Here is a 19,367-nt window from a genome sequence, read left to right on the forward strand (position 1 = left end):
GATACCATTATTTTGGCATTAAATCCAGAAGGGATTGGTATAAATTGTAGTGTTTTTCGGCAATTACCGGTTCAGAAAAATGGTTAATGATGGTTTTTCGTGCTTCTTTCTGGATATCTGCCGCATTTTCGTCATGGTAGAGCCATTCGATACCTGTTGCGAGGTCTTCTGATGATTCATATTCAGCAAGATAGCCATTTTGCAGATGTTTGACCATATCCGGTATGCCGCCGGTGGTAAATGCAACTACCGGTGTGGCACAGGCCAGGCTTTCCATTACCGTATTTGGAAGGTTGTCTTCCAGCGAAGGGGTGATGAAAACATCAGCCGCAGAATAACATTTAGCCAGGTGCTCATCGTTACTGATGGTTCCCAGGAAAGTAGTCTTGAATGGGAACTCAGGCATTTCTGCATTGTCCTTATTGCCAAATATCACCAGTTCTATTTTTGACTTGTCGATTCCCGGTCGCGTGGCGAGATCGTTTAATGCATCGATGAGGTAAGACGTGCCTTTATGCTTATCGTTTTTGGAGGGCATAAAGCCGCTCATCAATACGAACTGAGCTGGATTGATTTTAAGGATCTTCTTGGCTTCTGCTTTTACGTATGGTTTAAATATGCTTGTTTCAATGGTGTTGGGGATTACCGTTGTGGCCCTGAAGCCCATTAAGCTGCTCAGCTTTACTGAATTGGCCATCCAGTTGCTGGGTGCCACAATATGGCAGTTCAACTCTGAATAGGCCTTCTTTTTTCTAAGCCAGGTTTTGTGGGAGAGGTCGTTCTTGCCGCTTTGCTTCAGCAGGGGACAAAAGCCACATTCTTTATGGTAGTTTTCGCAGGAGTAGCGGACATGGCATCCGCCGGTGAAGGCATTGCTGTCGTGGAAGGTCCACACAATTGGCTTGTCCAGCTCGTCCAGCTCTGCCAGGAACTTTGGAGAAAGGAAGCCGTGGTTAACCCAGTGCAGGTGAATGATGTCGGCCTCTTTTACCGCCGGGTGGTTGATGACCGAAGTGCCGAACCACTGCAGGGAGAAGGGTGTTTTTACCGCTTTAGCTACTGCTTTTGAGAGGTACCGCTCGGAGAGAATGTTGAAAACTGCCCTTGCCCTTTTGATGGGGCCCTTGCTAAACGTGCCGGTAAGCACGCTTTCCTTGAACTGAAAGTAGACCATCACTTTAGATTCGACGCCGATGGCGTTCAAAGCTTCATTTAATCTTAAGCAGGCCCTTCCGGCACCACCGTTTCCTTCATATGTATTTAGGTGTACTACTTTCAATTAATGTGTTTTAAATAGGTGATTGATTGGTTTTGCTTTGTAATAGAACGCTTTCCGCAGGTAAATTTATTGTTATTTTAGCTAAGTTTCATCCTTTGTTAAATTCTTGTGTATTTTCGTTCTCCTATCCGATTAAGGCTTTATGAAAAAACTATTTTATGCCATTGCATCTGCTTTAATGCTGACCAGTGGAGCGGCATTTTCGCAAAATGACCCGTATTTTTTGGCTTATCCTACACTGACACCCGATGAACAGACCGTAATTTTTAGTTTTGAGGGCGACCTTTGGAAAGTGCCGGCAACAGGTGGCGCTGCGAACCGCATTACAGCGATGGCTGGCGATGAGATCAATCCACGGGTTTCTCCGGATGGCAAATGGCTTGCTTTTTCATCTAACCAGTTTGGTAATTATGATGTTTACATCATGCCGGTGGCAGGGGGCATTGTTAAACAGCTGACCTTTAATGATGGGAGTGATGAGGTAGACGGATGGAGCTGGGATGCTAAGACCATATATTTTACCTCCAGCAGGTACAACAACTACAGCAGCTATAAAGTAGCGGCAACCGGTGGTACCGCAGTTCGGTTATTTGATACGTATTTCAATACAACGCACAACATCGCGGAAGCACCTAACGGTGAGCTTTTCTTTAACGATACCTGGGAGAGCAAGAATTTTGCAAACCGGAAGCGTTATAAAGGGGCGTTTAACCCGGATATCCAATCCTACAATCCTAAAACGAAAACCTACAAGCAGTATACAGATTACATAGGTAAGGATTTTTGGGCGAGCGTAGACAAGAAAGGGACGGTGTACTTTGCATCTGACGAAGCCAACGATGAACTAAACCTTTACACCTTTACTGCAGGTAAGAAGACCAGGCTGACCAGCTTTGACACCTCCATTAAACGCCCTTTTGTTGCTGCTGCGGGAAATAAAATAGTGTTTGAGAAAGATTATCAACTTTATCTATATGATGTATCCTCCAAAAAATCGGAGAAACTTAATGTAAGTGTTTCCAGAAATAATGTGCTGGACAAGACACAGGAATTTGACGTTAGGGGAAACATCTCGGCCTTCGACCTATCGGCCGATGGCAACAAACTGGCTTTTGTATCCAGGGGAGAATTGTTTGTTAGTGATGCGGAAGGCAAGTACATTAGAAAGATGGAGCGTTCCAGTTCTTTTGGTACTGCTGATGAACGCATACTGGAAGTGAAATGGCTAGCCGATAACCGCACGCTTTTATTTAACCAGACCTATAAGGGTTACCAAAACTGGTACACCATGAACGCCGATGGCAGCGGCAACATCAAGCAGCTGACCAAAGACAACCGGAATAACCGGGACATCACCCTAAATAAAGCCAAGACGTTTGCAGTTTACCTGAGCGGAAGGGATGAAGTGAGGTTGCTGGACTTAAAATCTATGGATAGCAAAGTGATTGTGAAGGATGAGATATGGGCCTTCCAAAATTCTTCGCCTTCGTTTTCACCCAATGGAGAATATGTACTGTTTACGGCCATACGTAATTTTGAGCAGGATATTTTTGTACACCACATTAAAGACAATAAAACCATTAACCTGACCAATACCGGCATTACAGAATCCTCGCCATCCTGGTCGCCAGATGGCAAGTACATTTTCTTCAGCAGCATGCGTACCAAGCCTTCTTATCCGTTTGGTCCGCAAAACGCAAGGGTTTACCGCATGGCGCTGGACGATTATGACCAGCCTTACCGCAGCGATAAATTTGACGACTTGTTTACGGCTCCTAAGAAGACAGAGAAAACGGAAAACCCTCCGGTGGTGAAATCACCTAAGGACAAAAAGGCACCGGCAGTTAAGCCTGCCAAGCCGGATAGTGCGGCAAAAGTGGCTTCTAAGACAGAGAAGGCCAAGGACATGATTAAGATCAATACCCAGGACATTATGGACAGGATTGAGCTGATTAGTCCGTCGTTCGGTTCACAGTACGGAACAGCTGTCTTTTCTAAAGGGGAGAAAACCTATGTGTTTTATTATTCTGACCATGAAGGCGGTGCCCAGGCACTTTACCGTACCACTATAGAGCCTTTTGAGGCGAATAAAACGGAAAAGGTTACCGATGGGGGCGGAGATATTGTAGAGGCAGGCGGCAAGTATTATGCTTTGGCGCGTGGCACCATCAACAAATATAACATTGATGCCAACCGGTTGGAGCCGCTGAACATTGGCTTTAAGTTTAGCCGGAACCTGAGCGGGGAGTTTAACCAGATGTTCTATGAAACCTGGGCCGGAATGGAAGAAAACTATTACGACGAAAACTTCCATGGGGTTGACTGGATAAAGCTGCGGGAGAAATATGCAGGCTACCTGCCCTTTGTGACGAGCAGGAACGACCTGAGGATTTTATTGAGCGATTTGCTGGGTGAGCTGAACTCCTCCCATCAGGGCTTCAACAGTTTTGGTAACGAAGAGCGCAAACCATTGAACTATGTGACCAACCAAACAGGTATTGTGTTCTCTGACACTGATCCATTGAAAGTGGACCGTGTGCTGGCGAAAAGTAATGCCAGACACGATGGCGTAAATATTAATCCAGGAGATGTACTGACGGCTGTTAATGGGGTGAAGGTGGATCCGAATGTGGACCGCGACTATTATTTTACCAGTCCATCGCTAGATCAGGAAATTACCCTTACGTTTAACCGCGCAGGGAAATCCATTACTGCAAAAATACACCCGCAAAGTTCTGGTGCGCTGAAAGGCAACTTATACGATGAATGGATTGCGCGCAACAGGGCGAAAGTAAAGGAACTGGGTAACGACCGCATTGCCTACTCGTACATGAAAAATATGGGCGGTGATGAACTGGAGCGCTTCCTGCTGGATATGGTTGCGCAAGAGAACAATAAGGAAGCAGTTATTTTAGACCTGCGTTACAATACCGGCGGTAATGTGCATGATGAAGTATTGAAATTTCTATCGCAGCGCCCTTACCTGAAATGGAAATACAGGGGTGGTAAATTAGCGCCTCAAAGTAACTTCGCGCCAGCGGCAAAACCCATTGTGTTGTTGATCAATGAGCAGTCCTTAAGCGACGCGGAGATGACCGCAGCCGGATTTAAGGAGCTGAAGTTGGGTAAGATCATTGGTACAGAGTCTTACAGATGGATCATCTTTACTTCTGCGAAGGGTTTGGTGGATGGTTCTTCTTATCGTTTACCTTCATGGGGTTGCTATACCTTAAGTGGTCAGGATTTAGAAAAGGAAGGTGTTAAGCCTGATATTTTCGTGAAGAATACCTTTATGGACAGACTGGAAGGGAAGGACCCACAGATTGAGCGTGCGGTAGCAGAAATATTAAAAGACTTAAAGAAATAAGATGGAGAACTTGCTTACAGACAGACAGTTTTGGGTGGATTATTGGGAACGCAAAACAGACCTGTCTGTCAACATTCCAGGAAATTACCTGTTTAATAAAGAGCTTGGAGCCATTATCAAGACCAGGGGTGTAAAAACCGCAATTGAGCTGGGTGGTTTTCCCGGTTACTATGCGGTATTTTTAAAGAAGTACTTTAACCTTGACGTAACGCTGCTGGATTATTTTGTGCACGAGCCAGTTACCAATGCCTTGCTGGCCGCCAATGATCTTGTTGCAAAAGACATCCACATTGTGGAGACCGATTTGTTTAAGTATACACCGGAGCAGCAGTATGACCTGGTCTTATCCTGCGGATTGATTGAACACTTTGTAGATACGGAAGACATCATCAACAGGCACATTGCTTTTGTTAAACCAGGTGGAACGTTGTTCATTACCCTCCCAAACTTCAATGCGATCAATGGCTGGCTGCAAAAAAACTACGACAGGGAGAATTACGATAAACACAATATTGATTCGATGGATCCGGAACTGTTGGCTAAAATCTGTAAAAAGGCAGGTTTGGAAGTGGTACAATCCAGGTATTTTGGCCGTTTCAGCGTTTGGCTGGAGGATGAGAAAAAGAAATCTGCAGGTACCAGGTTATTGAAAAAGTCGATCTGGATTGCTGGTAAAGTATTGACCAAGCTGATCCCGTTTGATTCGAAGCAACTATCGCCTTACATCATTCTTGAAGCAAGAAAGCATTAATACATGAGCATAAATTGGGGCTACTCTCCAAAAATTGAGAAATTTATACCTCTAGGTGGTTTTCCTGCCGATAGGTATTTGATTATTGCCCAACAGGCAATTGAGAACCTCGGTTGGAAACTAAGTCACCTTTCGGCTTCCGGTATCATAGCATATACCGGATTGTCGGCCGCATCATACAGTGAAGAGATCTCCATTCGCATCAAAAATAACTTCGCTATTTTTAAAAGTGAATGCATAGGCGTTCAACTGCTTTTTAATGATTACGGGAAGAATACCCAAAACAAGGAAAAGTTTTTTGCCGAATTTGATTATGTGGAGTTTCACCTTAAAGACATTTGGGAAGAACGAATTGAAAGTTTTAACCAGCACATTGTCGATCAGGACGACAATTACTTTAATCAGGCACCGCTTACCGCCAAGGATAAGATAAAAAACGTATTGTACCTCTTCCTGCCCCAGCCGGGCTATGTAGTAACACCTCTAATTTTAAATCTCAATTTCATTTATTATATCTTGCTTTTTGGAGTGCTGGTGGTTGCTACCTTAAACTCCCCTCAGGATCCTCAGGCTGCGGTCAACCATGTCTATTTGCGGTTTGGGGTAGGGGAAAGGAATCACGTTTTGGAAGGAGAATTCTGGCGTTTAATCACACAGCTATTCGTCCATTTTTCATTCTGGCATTTGTTTTTTAACATGTATACCCTCGTATACATTGGGTTAATGATTGAGAACAAGCTGGGATCTGGAAAGACTTTAGCCGTTTACTTTATGGGCGGTGCATGCGCCAGTATTTTAAGCATTTATTCGCACCATACCGGTTTTTTGGGCGGCGCATCAGGTGCAATACTGGGCATGTTTGGTGCTTTCCTGGCGCTGCTGATTAGCAGGGCTTTTGAAAAAAATGCAAATAAGGCATTGTTGATTAGTACCGTTATTCTGGTTACCTACATGCTGATCAATGGTTATTTTGGAAAGCGGGTAGACAATACCGCCCATGTTGCGGGCTTAGTGGCCGGCTTTATATTCGGTTATTTATTTTATAACCCTATACTGTTTAAAAGGAAGGTTTCCAGTTTCCTTAGGTATGGTATTGCGGGAGCGGCATTTATTTTACTGGTGCTGGGGACTTATTTGTTTTTGCCAAGATACCAAACTGAAGAATATGTAAAGTTGCGTCAAGAGTTTATTGCGAATGACGAGACATTTAGTGGCATTTTCTTTCAGTTGAGATCAGAATTGAGTAAAAAGGAAAAGCTGGCTGTGATTAAGCAATCGGCGATTGCACCAGTAGATAGGAATTTCGGGCTGATCAATAAAATGAAGAAGCTGACCCTTTTAGAAGCTGAGGAAATGGATTTGAAATACCGCATTAAAATGATTGAAAAGGCTCATTTTGTTGCTTTAAGTTTGTACAAATATTACCGGTTTGATGCTCCGGACAATTGGCGCTTGAAGAAGGACATCCAAAAGGGAATAACTGAGATCAATAAGCTGAAATACGAACAGTCGCAATAGATCAACTCAGTTTTTCGATAACAAAGCGTTTAATGCGCTGCCAGAAAGAGCCCTTCCTGTTTGTTAGGAATGATTTTATTGCCTGGTAAGCTTCAGGATCTTCCTCCACCCTGGAAGGGAATTGCGTAATCTGCTTGGGATTGATGATCACATTATAGATTTCATTGATGCCAGAATGTGTACCTGAGCCATCGTGACCGATGTTATTAACGAGGGAATGTGAAGGGTTGAGGGTTAAGCCGCCTTTTAAAAAAATGGATGCATACCACCTGATGGCCCAGGAGTTATTTTTTCCGTTTTTGAAATCCTGCATCTGTTTCCAAAAATTCATGGAGTTTTCAATAGAAAAGGCATGTTTCTTTTCTTTATCAAACTGTTTCGTGAGCACATCGATATTGGGTTCAAAGTGATCCCAGGCGCGTTCCCATGTTGCCCAGCCCCAGCTGGTGGCCGCCCGGTAGAAAAACGTTTCTGGAAGCTCCGTTTTCAGATTGTACATGTAGGCGCCGATGTGCATCACTTTATGGTTATCCCGGTAAAGGTCCAACGCTTCATTGAAATAAGTAAGGGTATGCGGGGAAGTAATCAGGTCGTCTTCAAAAACAATCACTTGCTTGTAATCGCTAACCAATTGTGTGACACCACTGATGATCGATTGTGCCAGTCCCATGTTCTCATTGCGGTTGATGATTTCTACCGACTTAAAGCCATCTGTATTTTTGATCAGCTCACGAACTTCAGTTACGCCAGGCTCATCTGCAGGAGTTTTGGCCCCATCAGAAAAAATAAACAGCCTGCTCTCTGCAGCCAGCGTATTTTGTTGCAGGAACTTTATGGTACGGGCAGTATGCTGTGGTCTGTTGTAAACAAATAAGGCAATAGGTGCAAAGGTTTGCATGGTTAAAATATTTGCAGGTTCTGATCGGATTTCTCAGTAAGAACGGTATAAGCATTGCCAAATTGTTCCGTTTTATTTTTTCCCAAGAGGTTTCCAAGCATTTTTTTAATATGGTATTCCAATTCAATCTTCAAAACCTTAAGCAGAGATTTCTGCTTTTTCAGTACCTGGAACTCACAGAATTTAATGGTCTCTACAGGAGTTAGTGAAGTTTTATCTACCTTTACCGTTAAGCCTTCGCTTTGCAACAGGAACCTGATCAGAGTAGGCGTGTACATGTTGATGTGGCCGTAGTCCAGGAAATGTTTCATTCGCTGATCTATCCCAAATCGATAATCCAGGGGCACCTCGATCACGATAAACTTGGCTACACGTTTGAGTTCCCTAAGCAGTACCCTTTCGTGCTCTACATGTTCCAGAACATGTGCAAGGATCACGAGATCAAATGCGTTATCGGCATAAGGAATGGTGTAGCCGTCGAAGCACTTCACCTCTTTTACCTTTGCCAGTTTTCTTTCTTCAATGATAGCTACGCCGCTTTCGGCAATTTCCAACGCGTAAAGCGCATCGCCAAAACCCCATTCATTAAGGTAGTGTAAAATGCTGCCATCGCCGGCGCCAACTTCCAGTACTTTGGAGGGCTTGATGGATTTGCAGACTTCAATGATGTTTTTTGCTTTAGATTTAGCGCCCAGCATGCGCCATTCTACTTCATTGCCAGTGTAGAAGTCGTTATAAGCATCGGCAATATTATCGGTTACAAGTGCCATTGAGGGTACTGATGTTAAATTCCTAAGCAGTTGTTGCTTTTATAAAAAATAGAAGTGTATTTGGAGATGATCACGCCAGGTGCCATGCCGGAGAAGGGCAGGTATTTAAAGCCATTCTCTTTAAAGAAGGTATGCGCTTCTGCATATTCGGCGCGTTCAGAATCGTCCAGCACCACAACCCCGTCTTCTGTTAAAGCCGAGATGGCCTGCTTGCAGCAGTTTACACGGTCACGCCCGTCTACAATGATGACATGGAACTTTTTGCCTGTAGGTGCCGCACTTTTACAGTAATCTCCGCCTGGTTGCAAATCGCACTGGATCATTTTTACATTAGGAAGGTTGATTTTAGAGCTTTTGTCAAACCATTCTTTGTCGTGCTCTACGGAATAAACTGAACCTGCCAGTTTAGCATAGAATATGGTGGAGTTACCAGACCCGAATTCGAATATATCGTGTTGTTTAGTAATGCGGTCTTTGATGAAGTCTATAAATGAGTAGGTTACCCATGGAATGGCGTTGCCGTTCTCATCAATGGCCGATTTGGTTTTAAAGGCGTCAAACCAGCCTCTATCGGCCAAATAACCTTTAAAGCCCAGGGAGAGTAGAACTTTTAGTTTGCCTGGTTCTAACAGGGTTGATTTAGAAAGTTTGCTTTTCACAGTGCTTAATCTTTAATGCCGTCAATGATTAATGATGAGTAACCCAATGGTTCTTTGAAACGTTTGTCGTATCTTTTGGACCGGATAACGTGCCCGTCTTTACTGTCCCATTCGTTAAAATGGAACTGTCCATTCTCGTCATAATATTCCAGCAGGCGAGGGGTAAAACCCGCTTCTTTGAATACTGTAGAAAGCTTTTGGTAATCGTACAATAGTTTATGGTCATGAGCACCTTCACCAAAACCTCCTGGTTTCACCATATTGATGTATTCGGGATTTGGGTGAAAGCCATCAGGTACGGCAATCCTTACTGACCCCCCTTTTTCTAAATATTGGTAGCAGTTTCTTAAGGCGATAAGGGCATCGTCATAACTGATGTGTTCAAAAACGTGCTCAGCCAGGAAACGCGTAGCCTTTTTGTCGCCAAACAGGTACTTAAAAGAATCGGCCTCAAGCAAGTTCAGGCTTTCTATATTGGTAGGTAACCAGTTTTCGTAATCGGTATCATGAGCCCCAATAATGATCTGCAATTTGCTGCTGCTGGTCTTAATTTTAGACCTCAATCGCATCTTGCGCCATTTATCAATAGGGATATAAATTAAAGTTCTTAAAGCCTTTCTTAAGGATTTCATTGTTTATTTGGATCGGTTTGGGTACCAAAGTTAACAGAATCGCCTTATCGTGCATTCCCTCTGGCAGTTATTTTTTGAAATAAGTGGATTAAAAAAAGTGATTTCAGCATTAAGATACCCTGATGCCTCGTTTTTGGAATAAGCAGGATGTAAAAAGTAGAGACAAAATAGGCAATTAACGTGGCAATGGATGTTCCAATTCCTCCGTACAAAGGAATCAGCCAAAAGTTGAGGGCAATGTTGACGATGGCACCTGCAATCGTTCGCTGCAAGGCCAGTCCATTGTAGCCTTCGGCCAGTAGAAATTGTGAGCTGGCACTCCCAAGGAAAACGAAAATGCCCGACCAGATGTGAATGGATAACATATGGCCGGCTCCTTGGAATTTGTTTCCATAAAGCAAGTGAATGATGTCGTTGGCAAAAAAGCTGATAAAAATTGCGGTAGGCAAGCTAATGTAAACTAACAAGTCATACAGGTTAATTATTCGCTTGTTATAACGTTCCAGATCTGTTTTACGCGCATTGATGATGGCAGGGAAAACGGAAGTTACTATGGCAATGGGGATGAAAAGCCATGCCTCGCTGATGGTTGAAGCTGCGCTATAAATGCCCACGGCTTCACTACCTGCACTTTTAAGCATCACCTGATCTATCTTCATGTAAATTGAAACCATAACGGCCGAGAACATTAAGGGATAGGATTGTTTGATCAAACTTTTTGCCCGCTCCATGCTGAAAGTCCAGTTTCTGAGTTTAAAACCCTGTCTGTGGTACATCATCACCAAACCTGTAGCTAAAAAGACCGCATCAAGTGTAAATGCAACAGCAAACCAGATTAAATCTGCATTAAACCAGATGAGCAAGGCTTTAAAAGCGGTTGTAAAAAGGATCTGAATGTTTTGGACATGAACTACGTATTTAGATTGCACCTGAGACTGGAAATACGCGTCTATGATGTTGAATGATTTAAATATAGATGCCGCTGCGTAGAAGAAAATAATCCAGGTTAAAGAAGTTCCAGGCTGTTTAGAGAAATGGTGGAAAGCGATATAGACCAGCACACTGGCAGGAATTAATAAGGAGTTAACACCAAGTCTCATCCATAAGGACGTTCCAAGAATTTCGTCTTTTTTTGAAGGCTCGTTGATGATTTCCCTAATGATGAAGCTGTCCAGGCCCAATGATCCAACTGCGCTGATAATCAGTGTCATTGCTAAGGCAAAATTAAGATCGCCAAAAGAATCTGGTTTGAGGTGCCTTGCAACCAGGATGCTGATAAACATGCTGAGTACCTTGCCGAACATCAGCCAGCCCGTATTCTTTACATACTTTTGGAATGCCTCTTCGTCAAAACCTTTTATGGCTGGGATTTTCATTCTTGCAAAGATGTGAATTTAAAAGCTCTTCTCAATTCGCTTTAATTGCTTTAGGTGGTGGTTTAAATGGATGTAAGCGAAACGAAGCCATTGAAACGCATTAAAATAGCCAAGCCTGGGATGTTTAGTTTTTACTGATTTGCTGGCACGCTGCAGCTTTGGTATTTCGGTTTCCAGTTGGCTTAGGAACTGGTTGATCAATATTGAAGTTTTATCGCGACTAATTTTTTTAACGCGATCGGCGAGCTTATTTGGGGCAGTAAATTTTTTGCCGGGTGGTAGTGCCCCAAAAAATAGGATCAGTTTTGGAATAAAAGGCGTTCTTACAACTTTGCCATTTCCCTGGGCTGCATCCGCCAGGGTATCCAGGGTGAGGATGCTGGAATCAAAAATGTGAAAATAAACTTCGCTGTACGACCATCCCCCAGTAGGCGGGGTTAACTGCCATTGTTCGTCGCTGATTAGCGCTAACTTCTGCTGGTAAGCTTCAACGACATTTTTAACGTTTTGATAATCCTTTTCAATGCTCATGTCCGTTTCTAAAAGCTAAAAATGCTGCAACAGTTCTTCCAGATGATTAATTTGCCAGTCCACATCCTGAGGTTTCTCCAAATTCATGGGGTTAAAATAAATGGCTTTCATCCCGAAATCCTGGGCACCCCTAATGTCTGCCTCTATGCTATCCCCAATCATGATGCTTTCTTCCTTTGCCGCTCCTGCTTTATCCAGCGCGTAGGCAAATATGGCCTTGTTGGGCTTGTTCACACCCACATCTTCAGAGATGATGACATTAGAAAAATAGGGATTGAGGTTGGATACCGACATCTTCATTAAGGTAGATTCCTTAAAGCCATTTGAAATGATGTGCAGGGTATATTTCTTTTGCAGGTAGCCCAGTACTTTTTCAGAACCTGAAAAGAGGTTGGTTTTGGTTGGCGTGATCCTGACATAATCCTCCTCAAACTGATGAGGCACCTTTTCGGGAGCAATACCCAGCTGTACAAAAGTACGGTGAAACCGCTCTGCCCTTAAGGTTTCCTTAGTGATGTTGCCGAGGTGGTATTCTCTCCATAAAGAATGATTGTTCTCTGTGTAGAGGGTAATGAACTGATGTGCAGAAGCGCAGCCGAGTTCATCCAGTTTATATTCGCTGTAAAGTTCCTGCAGGGTTTCCTGTGCGTTTTTATCGAAATCCCAAATGGTATGGTCGAGGTCAAAAAATAGGTGTTTAATCATAGCTTAGATCCGTAGGCGAGGTCTCCTGCATCGCCTAATCCGGGAACAATATAAGCCTTACTTGTCATTTCTTCATCAATTGCACCTAACCATAGCTTTGCCTTTGGGAAATTTGCCCTGAGGTGACGTACTCCTTCCGTGCTGGCAATGGCCGATACGATGTGCAGTTCTTTTATGTTGTATTTGCCTACCAATTCTTTGCAGCAAAGTACCATACTCATGCCTGTCGCCAGCATGGGATCGGCCATGATGACAATCCGATCGCTGAGGTCCGGCGCCGAGATGTATTCTATTTGAATTTCAAAACTGCCGCTCTTATGGTTTCTGCGGTACGCAGCGATAAAGGCCGAATCTGCACGGTCAAAAACATTTAGCATCCCCTGATGTAAAGTTAAGCCAGCCCGTAGTATGGTCGCCAGTACAGGTTGCCGGGCCAATTGCACAGTAGCTGCCGTTCCCAAAGGGGTTTGCGTTTCTGTTTGGGTGTAAGGGAGGGTTTTACTGATCTCATAGGCAAAATATTCGCCCAGTCGCTCCATGTTCCTTCTAAAACGCATGGCATCCTTTTGAATCAGTTCATCTCTGAGTTCGGCGACAAAAACATTTGCGATAGAATTTGTTTTACTAAGATCGAATACCATATCTAAATATAGCTTTTATGACCTGCAATTGGTAATAAATCCTGTATTTTTTGATTAAATTTGAATACTATGAAGTTCAAAATCGTCTCAGATTATAAACCCACCGGTGATCAGCCGAATGCCATCCAGCAGTTGGTACAAGGTGTAAATGCAGAAGAGCATTACCAAACGCTGTTAGGGGTTACCGGCTCTGGTAAAACCTTTACGGTGGCCAATGTAATTGAACAAACGCAGAAGCCAACTTTGATCTTAAGCCATAATAAAACGCTGGCTGCACAATTATATGGAGAGTTTAAACAGTTTTTTCCGGAGAATGCCGTGAATTACTTTGTCTCCTATTACGACTATTATCAACCTGAGGCATTTATGCCCAGTACCAATACTTATATAGAAAAGGATTTAAGCATCAATGAAGAGATAGAAAAGCTCAGGTTACGCACCACTTCAGCATTGATGTCGGGCAGACGTGACGTGATTGTCGTTTCTTCTATTTCCTGTATTTACGGTATGGGAAATCCGGAAGATTTTTCCCGTTCGGTATTTCGTTTTTCCGTTGGGACACGCATTTCCAGGAATTCGTTTTTGCACAGCCTGGTGGAAATTTTATATGCCCGCACCACCAATGATTTTAAGCGCGGAACATTCCGTGTTAAAGGAGATACCGTTGATATATTTCCCGCTTATCTGGATGTTGCGTACCGCGTTTCGTTCTTTGGGGATGATGTAGAAGAGTTGAGTGCCATTGACCCGGTAACCGGTAAAACGCTGGAGAAGCTGGAAGACATGGCCATTTATCCGGCAAATCTTTTTGTGACACCTAAGGACCGCTTTAATTCGTCTATATGGGGCATCCAGGAAGAGCTCGAAATTCGCAAAAACCAATTGATTGGCGACAGGCAATTGTTGGAAGCGAAGCGACTGGAAGAGAGGGTGAATTTCGATATCGAGATGATGAAAGAGCTGGGCTATTGCTCAGGAATTGAAAACTATTCCAGGTTTTTTGATGGAAGACAGCCAGGTATGCGGCCTTTCTGCTTGCTGGATTATTTTCCGGATGATTACCTGATGGTGATTGACGAAAGTCATGTTACTGTACCACAGATCAGGGCGATGTACGGTGGTGACAGGTCCAGAAAGATGTCGCTGGTAGAGTATGGTTTCCGTTTACCATCGGCGCTGGACAACCGGCCATTGAATTTTGAGGAATTTGAGCGCCTGGCGCCACAGACCATTTATGTGAGTGCTACCCCGGCCGATTATGAGTTACAAAAATCAGAAGGTATTGTGATCGAACAGGTGATCAGGCCAACGGGATTACTTGATCCTTTAATTGAAGTCAGGCCGGCGATAAACCAGGTGGATGACCTGCTGGATGAAATTGACAAAACGATAAAAATGGGCGACCGCGTTCTGGTAACCACCTTAACCAAAAGAATGGCCGAAGAGCTGACCAAATACATGGACAGGTTAAATATCAAGTGCCGCTACATCCACTCTGAAGTGAAAACACTGGAACGTGTAGAAATATTGAGGGGACTGAGACTGGGAGAATTTGATGTGTTAATAGGGATCAACCTGTTAAGAGAAGGACTGGATTTGCCAGAGGTTTCCTTGGTTGCCATTTTGGATGCCGATAAAGAAGGCTTTCTGCGTTCAGAGCGATCATTGATACAGACCATTGGCAGGGCAGCAAGAAACGATAGGGGGCATGTGATCATGTATGCTGATAGCGTTACAGAATCTATGGAGAAAACGATTGATGAAACCAACAGGCGCCGGGAGCGACAAATTGCTTATAACCTGGAGCATGGCATCACACCTAAGACTGTGGGTAAGAGCCGGGAAGCCATTATCGAGCAAACGTCGGTGTTAGACTTCTCTTCGGGAGAAAACAAGCGGGCCAAGCCTTATATTGAGGTAGACGAGGTCAGTATGGCTGCCGATCCTATCGTACAGTACATGACCAAGCCGGAAATGCAAAAGTCTATAGACAAAACAAGAAAAGACATGGCAAAGGCAGCAAAAGATATGGATTTCTTGCTGGCAGCCCGGTTGCGTGATGAGATGTTTGCGATGGAAAAGGTATTTGAAGAGCGTTTTAAATAAAAGCTACCTCGGATATTACTTGATTTCTTCGTAATCTACAAAATCACCCAGTTTATCGGCATTTCCTTTAGGCTGAGGAGGCATATAGTCTATAGAAATATCGCCCTCGCGTTGGCCTTTATCGTAACCTTGTCGCTTTTGTTGGTTTTGCTGCGCTTGCTGTTGCATTTTGCCAAACATGTTTGTTAACATCACTGGAAAAATGAGACGCAAAATTACGCGGATGATATAGAGTACCAAAAAGGTAATAAGTATAAATTTTAATAGTGCCATACTGATGACTTTAGTCTTTAACTACAAATATAGACGGTTAGGGATTTTAATTATTACAAATACGAAAAGATTATGGCAGTTGGATTACATTTGCGAAATGGACGGAAAAAACAGAAAAGACATTTATCCGGGACTGGAAGTTGAGGTCATCCTTAAAAAAGACCAGCGAAGCGGGAAGTTAACCCAAGGCACTGTGGCAAAATTATTAACTTCTGCCCCATATCACTCCAGAGGAATAAAAGTGATGCTGGAAGATGGGCAGGTTGGCCGGGTAGCAGTGATATTGGAGTAGGACACTTCCTGCTTTTTTATTAAACCAATTTTATATAAGTTTGGGGCTATTTAATATTTAAACAAACCTTAATGAATAATTGGTTAAAAGCGAACGGCATCCACCTTGCCATTATCGGATTCTTTGTTGTGATCTGTTTCGTGTATTTCAGTCCGGTGCTACAAGGCAAAGCGCCTGCTCAAAGCGATGTATTGCAGGCAAAAGCTACTGCTAAAGAGATCATAGACTATAAGGAAAAAGATGGGAAAGGCCCTTTGTGGACCAACCAAATGTTTGGCGGGATGCCAGCTTACCAAATTTGGGTACAGCATCCATACAATGGAGCCACGTATGTGATCAATCTGATCACAGCGATATTTCCAGATCCGGTAGGTGTAGTACTCTTGTACCTATTAGGGGCATACCTGTTGTTTTGCGTATTGCGAATAAATCCCTGGCTTGCAGCTGCAGGTGCCATAGCCTTTGCATTTACCTCATATAATTTTATCATCATTGCCGCCGGCCATAGCAACAAAGCTTTTGCAATTGCTTTTTGTGCGCCTATCATCGCCGGTGTAATCCTGACACTTCGTGGCCGGTATTGGCTAGGGGGCAGCTTAACTGCACTATTCCTGGCATTGGAGATCAGGGCCAACCACATACAGATGACCTACTACCTCATGATCGCATTGCTGATCTTTATTGGGATAGAGGTTTATCATGCCGTTAAATCCAAAAAAATACAGGAGTTTGGAAAGGCGCTAGCCTTCCTTGCGGTGGCTATGATCTTATCATTTATGGTGAATGCCGGCAAATTGTGGACTACCTACGAATATGGAAAAGAATCAAACAGGGGAAAATCAAACCTGACTACCGGTGCGCCGGAAGAAGCTGATGGACTCTCTAAAGAATCTGCCTATGGTTGGAGCCAGGGTGTCGGAGAAAGTTTCACCTTCCTGATACCGAATTTGTATGGTGGTGCAACCAGTATAGATGCATTGGTTAATCCAGAAAGCCATACCTACAAAACGCTTCAGGGCGTTACTGGAGGTGATCCAACCGGAGCAATACAGCAACTGGCCGGGCAACTGGGAATGCAACAATACTGGGGTGAAAAACCGGGAACTTCCGGTCCGTATTATTTCGGTGCTATCGTTTGTTTCCTGTTTGTTTTCGGTTTACTGGTGGTGAGAAGCAGGATAAAGTGGTGGATATTAGGTACTACTGTGCTATTTATGCTCTTGTCTTTCGGGAAGAACTTTCCGGTGGTTTCCGATTTATTCTTTACTTACTTCCCGATGTACAATAAGTTCAGGGCTGTAGAATCTATATTGGCTATGGTGGGATTGATGGTTCCATTACTTGCATTTTTAGCGATAAAAGAGGCCCAAGACGGTGCTTATGATCAAAAAACGTTGGTCAAGAAATTGACGATTGCCGGTGGAATTACAGGTGGTTTTGCTTTACTTGTTGCCATCATGCCTACCGCGTTTTTCAGCTTTACAACGGCTAACCACCAGCAAATGCTACAAGCCCTAACACAAATGCTTCAAAATAATGCCGGAGTTGCACAGAGTATACTGGCTTCACTGGTAGCTGACCGTGCGGATCTTGCCAGAGCCGACGCTTTGCGTTCTGTATTATTTATTGCCATAGGTTATGCTTTAGTTTGGGCATTGATTACCAAGAAGATCAATATGCAGGCTGCGGTGATCTTATTAGGCCTCGCGGTATTGATAGACATGTGGCAGGTAGACAGACGGTATTTGAACAACAGTAATTTTGCGAGCAAAAGCGACCTGGCCAACCATTTTCAGCCCAGGGAAGTTGATAATGCAATTCTTTCTGATAAGGATCCCGATTTTAGGGTGCTTGATCTAAGTGTTAATACTTTTCAGGACGCCAGCACTTCACAATTTCACAAAACGATTGGTGGATACCATGCTGCCAAGTTAAAGCGCTACCAGGAGTTAATTGAAAATCAATTGACTAAGAGTGTAAATCAGGATGTGCTGGATATGCTGAACACCCGTTATATCATTACGCAGAACCCGCAGACCGGTTCTTACACCATGAACCGTAACAATACTGCAGCCGGGAATGCATGGATTGTACAACGTGTGCAATATGTAAAGGATAGCGATGAAGAGATGAAGGCCATCAGCAGTTTTGATCCTAAAGCTGAGGCCATTGTTGATCAGCGTTACAAAAGCCTGATTACCGGTAAAAATGTTGGTGCAGATCCTACAGCCTTTATCAAACTGGACAGTTATCATCCAGATCACATGGTGTATTCTTATAGCGCTCCGCGCAATATTATTGCCGTGTTTTCTGAGATCTATTACGATAAAGGCTGGAATATGTATGTGGATGGAGTAGAAAAGCCTTATTTCAGAGCAGATTACGTACTTCGCGCTGCGGAGCTGGAAGCAGGAAATCATAAAGTAGAGTTTAAGTTTGAACCTGTATCTTATTACCTGGGCGAAAAGATTTCTTTGGTAGGAACTATCCTTTTACTGGCTGCTCTTGGCTTTGCATTCTACAGTGAAAGGAAGAACAAGGTTGCTGGTTTGAAAGCATAACAATGGCTTAATGACTTGTTAATCTATGCTTTGCAGTTTTGTAAAATAAACTGTACGTCATGGCTGAACTATTCTTACTCGTTTGCCTAATTGCCATTCTGGTATTTTTCTTCGGCCCGTTTGAACTGACAATGGAGGAAGATGATGTCTAAAAGAGAGGTAGAAATTGTGGTGATCTCTGATGTTCATTTGGGCACTTACGGCTGCCACGCCAAGGAACTTTTGAAATACCTGAAAAGCATTAAGCCAAAAATGGTGGTGCTGAATGGTGACATCATTGACATCTGGCAATTCAGCAAAAGATACTGGCCGGAAACTCACATGAAGGTAGTTCGTAAACTGATGAAGTTTGTAGTAGAAGGGGTTCCTGTGTACTATTTGACAGGAAACCATGATGAATTGCTAAGAAAGTTTTCAGATATTCATATGGGGGCCTTTCATCTGCAAAATAAATTAATTCTGGAACTGGATGGTAAAAAGGCCTGGTTTTTTCATGGCGATATCTTTGACGTTACCATGCAACATTCCAAGTGGCTGGCAAAGCTTGGTGCAGTTGGTTATGATACCCTGATTTTGATCAACAGTATGGTTAATTGGCTCCTTACCTTGATTGGTCGTGAAAAAATGAGCTTTTCAAAAAAGATCAAAGCCAGATTTAAAGATGCAGTTAAGTTTATCAATAAGTTTGAAAATACCGCCGCGGAACTGGCCGTAGAAAGTGGTTATGAATACGTAGTTTGCGGACACATCCATCAGCCTGAAATGCGTAAAATTGAAGTTGAAGAAGGCGCGGTAACTTATTTGAACAGTGGCGACTGGGTGGAAAATCTTACCGCCTTGGAATACAATGATAAAAACTGGAATATCTTTAAATACAACCACAAAGATTTTGAAAAGGACGAAGTAGAAGAAGGGGTACTTTCTGATGGCGACGACCTTCATAGCAAATTAGATATCGGCACACTTCTGCAAAAGATAAAATTAGAAATTGTGTAAAGCACAAAATTT

Annotated in this window: 17 protein-coding genes; 7 read left to right on the forward strand and 10 right to left on the reverse strand. The window is 43.3% G+C overall.

Annotated features, from left to right (window positions below; all coding sequences use genetic code 11):
- Positions 1-7 precede the first annotated feature (7 nt).
- Complete coding sequence (locus ACXZ1K_RS04850) at positions 8-1,279, reverse strand: glycosyltransferase family 4 protein (protein WP_458972253.1); 1,272 nt, start codon at positions 1,277-1,279, stop codon at positions 8-10.
- Between the two features lie 142 nt (positions 1,280-1,421).
- On the opposite strand from ACXZ1K_RS04850, the gene ACXZ1K_RS04855 reads away from it, so the two are divergent.
- From ACXZ1K_RS04855 to ACXZ1K_RS04865, 3 genes are read left to right on the forward strand one after another with little or no spacing between them, the layout of a single operon-like run.
- Positions 1,422-4,646, forward strand: a complete 3,225-nt coding sequence (locus ACXZ1K_RS04855; RefSeq protein WP_458972254.1) for a S41 family peptidase — start codon at positions 1,422-1,424, stop codon at positions 4,644-4,646.
- Position 4,647: 1 nt separating this feature from the next.
- A complete protein-coding gene (locus tag ACXZ1K_RS04860) occupies positions 4,648-5,397 on the forward strand; it encodes a class I SAM-dependent methyltransferase (protein ID WP_458972255.1) in 750 nt (249 codons plus the stop codon).
- A 3-nt stretch (positions 5,398-5,400) separates the two neighbouring features.
- Entirely contained in the window at positions 5,401-6,915 is a 1,515-nt protein-coding gene (locus ACXZ1K_RS04865; protein WP_458972256.1) for a rhomboid family intramembrane serine protease, read from the forward strand.
- A gap of 1 nt (position 6,916) precedes the next feature.
- On the opposite strand, the gene ACXZ1K_RS04870 is transcribed toward ACXZ1K_RS04865, so the two are convergent.
- Genes ACXZ1K_RS04870 through upp form a run of 8 tightly spaced genes read right to left on the reverse strand, consistent with a single transcriptional unit; the run spans position 6,917 to position 13,127 of the window.
- Entirely contained in the window at positions 6,917-7,813 is an 897-nt protein-coding gene (locus ACXZ1K_RS04870) for a glycosyltransferase family protein (protein WP_458972257.1), read from the reverse strand.
- Between the two features lie 2 nt (positions 7,814-7,815).
- Positions 7,816-8,583: a class I SAM-dependent methyltransferase gene (locus ACXZ1K_RS04875; protein ID WP_458972258.1), complete on the reverse strand. Its 768-nt coding sequence runs from the start codon at positions 8,581-8,583 to the stop codon at positions 7,816-7,818.
- 14 nt (positions 8,584-8,597) lie between these two features.
- Positions 8,598-9,242, reverse strand: coding sequence for a class I SAM-dependent methyltransferase (locus ACXZ1K_RS04880; RefSeq protein ID WP_458972259.1), 645 nt, complete (start codon positions 9,240-9,242; stop codon positions 8,598-8,600).
- A 5-nt stretch (positions 9,243-9,247) separates the two neighbouring features.
- Positions 9,248-9,874: a class I SAM-dependent methyltransferase gene (locus ACXZ1K_RS04885; protein WP_458972260.1), complete on the reverse strand. Its 627-nt coding sequence runs from the start codon at positions 9,872-9,874 to the stop codon at positions 9,248-9,250.
- A 44-nt stretch (positions 9,875-9,918) separates the two neighbouring features.
- The gene (locus ACXZ1K_RS04890) at positions 9,919-11,250 is read right to left on the reverse strand and encodes a flippase (protein ID WP_458972261.1); all 1,332 of its coding nucleotides are present in this window, start codon (positions 11,248-11,250) and stop codon (positions 9,919-9,921) included.
- Between the two features lie 18 nt (positions 11,251-11,268).
- Positions 11,269-11,781 carry a DinB family protein gene (locus tag ACXZ1K_RS04895; protein ID WP_458972262.1) on the reverse strand — a complete coding sequence of 171 codons (513 nt, stop codon included), beginning with the start codon at positions 11,779-11,781 and terminating at the stop codon, positions 11,269-11,271.
- Between the two features lie 15 nt (positions 11,782-11,796).
- Positions 11,797-12,486 (reverse strand): YjjG family noncanonical pyrimidine nucleotidase, encoded by a 690-nt coding sequence (locus ACXZ1K_RS04900; protein ID WP_458972263.1) that lies wholly within the window; start codon positions 12,484-12,486, stop codon positions 11,797-11,799.
- The gene (gene upp / locus ACXZ1K_RS04905) at positions 12,483-13,127 is read right to left on the reverse strand and encodes a uracil phosphoribosyltransferase (RefSeq protein ID WP_458972264.1); all 645 of its coding nucleotides are present in this window, start codon (positions 13,125-13,127) and stop codon (positions 12,483-12,485) included. The genes ACXZ1K_RS04900 and upp overlap by 4 nt, the downstream gene beginning before the upstream one ends.
- Before the next feature lie 69 nt (positions 13,128-13,196).
- Between upp and uvrB the strand changes: the two genes are divergently transcribed.
- A complete protein-coding gene (uvrB, locus tag ACXZ1K_RS04910) occupies positions 13,197-15,233 on the forward strand; it encodes an excinuclease ABC subunit UvrB (protein ID WP_458972265.1) in 2,037 nt (678 codons plus the stop codon).
- Positions 15,234-15,248: 15 nt separating this feature from the next.
- On the opposite strand, the gene ACXZ1K_RS04915 is transcribed toward uvrB, so the two are convergent.
- Entirely contained in the window at positions 15,249-15,506 is a 258-nt protein-coding gene (locus ACXZ1K_RS04915; RefSeq protein ID WP_458972266.1) for a DUF4834 family protein, read from the reverse strand.
- 97 nt (positions 15,507-15,603) lie between these two features.
- Between ACXZ1K_RS04915 and ACXZ1K_RS04920 the strand changes: the two genes are divergently transcribed.
- The 3 genes from ACXZ1K_RS04920 (at position 15,604) to ACXZ1K_RS04930 (ending at position 19,355) form a co-directional block, all read left to right on the forward strand.
- Positions 15,604-15,798, forward strand: coding sequence for a YwbE family protein (locus ACXZ1K_RS04920; protein ID WP_458972267.1), 195 nt, complete (start codon positions 15,604-15,606; stop codon positions 15,796-15,798).
- A 71-nt stretch (positions 15,799-15,869) separates the two neighbouring features.
- Positions 15,870-18,359, forward strand: coding sequence for a hypothetical protein (locus tag ACXZ1K_RS04925; protein WP_458972268.1), 2,490 nt, complete (start codon positions 15,870-15,872; stop codon positions 18,357-18,359).
- 144 nt (positions 18,360-18,503) lie between these two features.
- Positions 18,504-19,355 (forward strand): UDP-2,3-diacylglucosamine diphosphatase, encoded by an 852-nt coding sequence (locus ACXZ1K_RS04930; RefSeq protein WP_458973235.1) that lies wholly within the window; start codon positions 18,504-18,506, stop codon positions 19,353-19,355.
- The last annotated feature ends 12 nt before the right edge of the window (positions 19,356-19,367 follow it).

Source organism: Pedobacter jaeyakensis, from assembly GCF_054461315.1.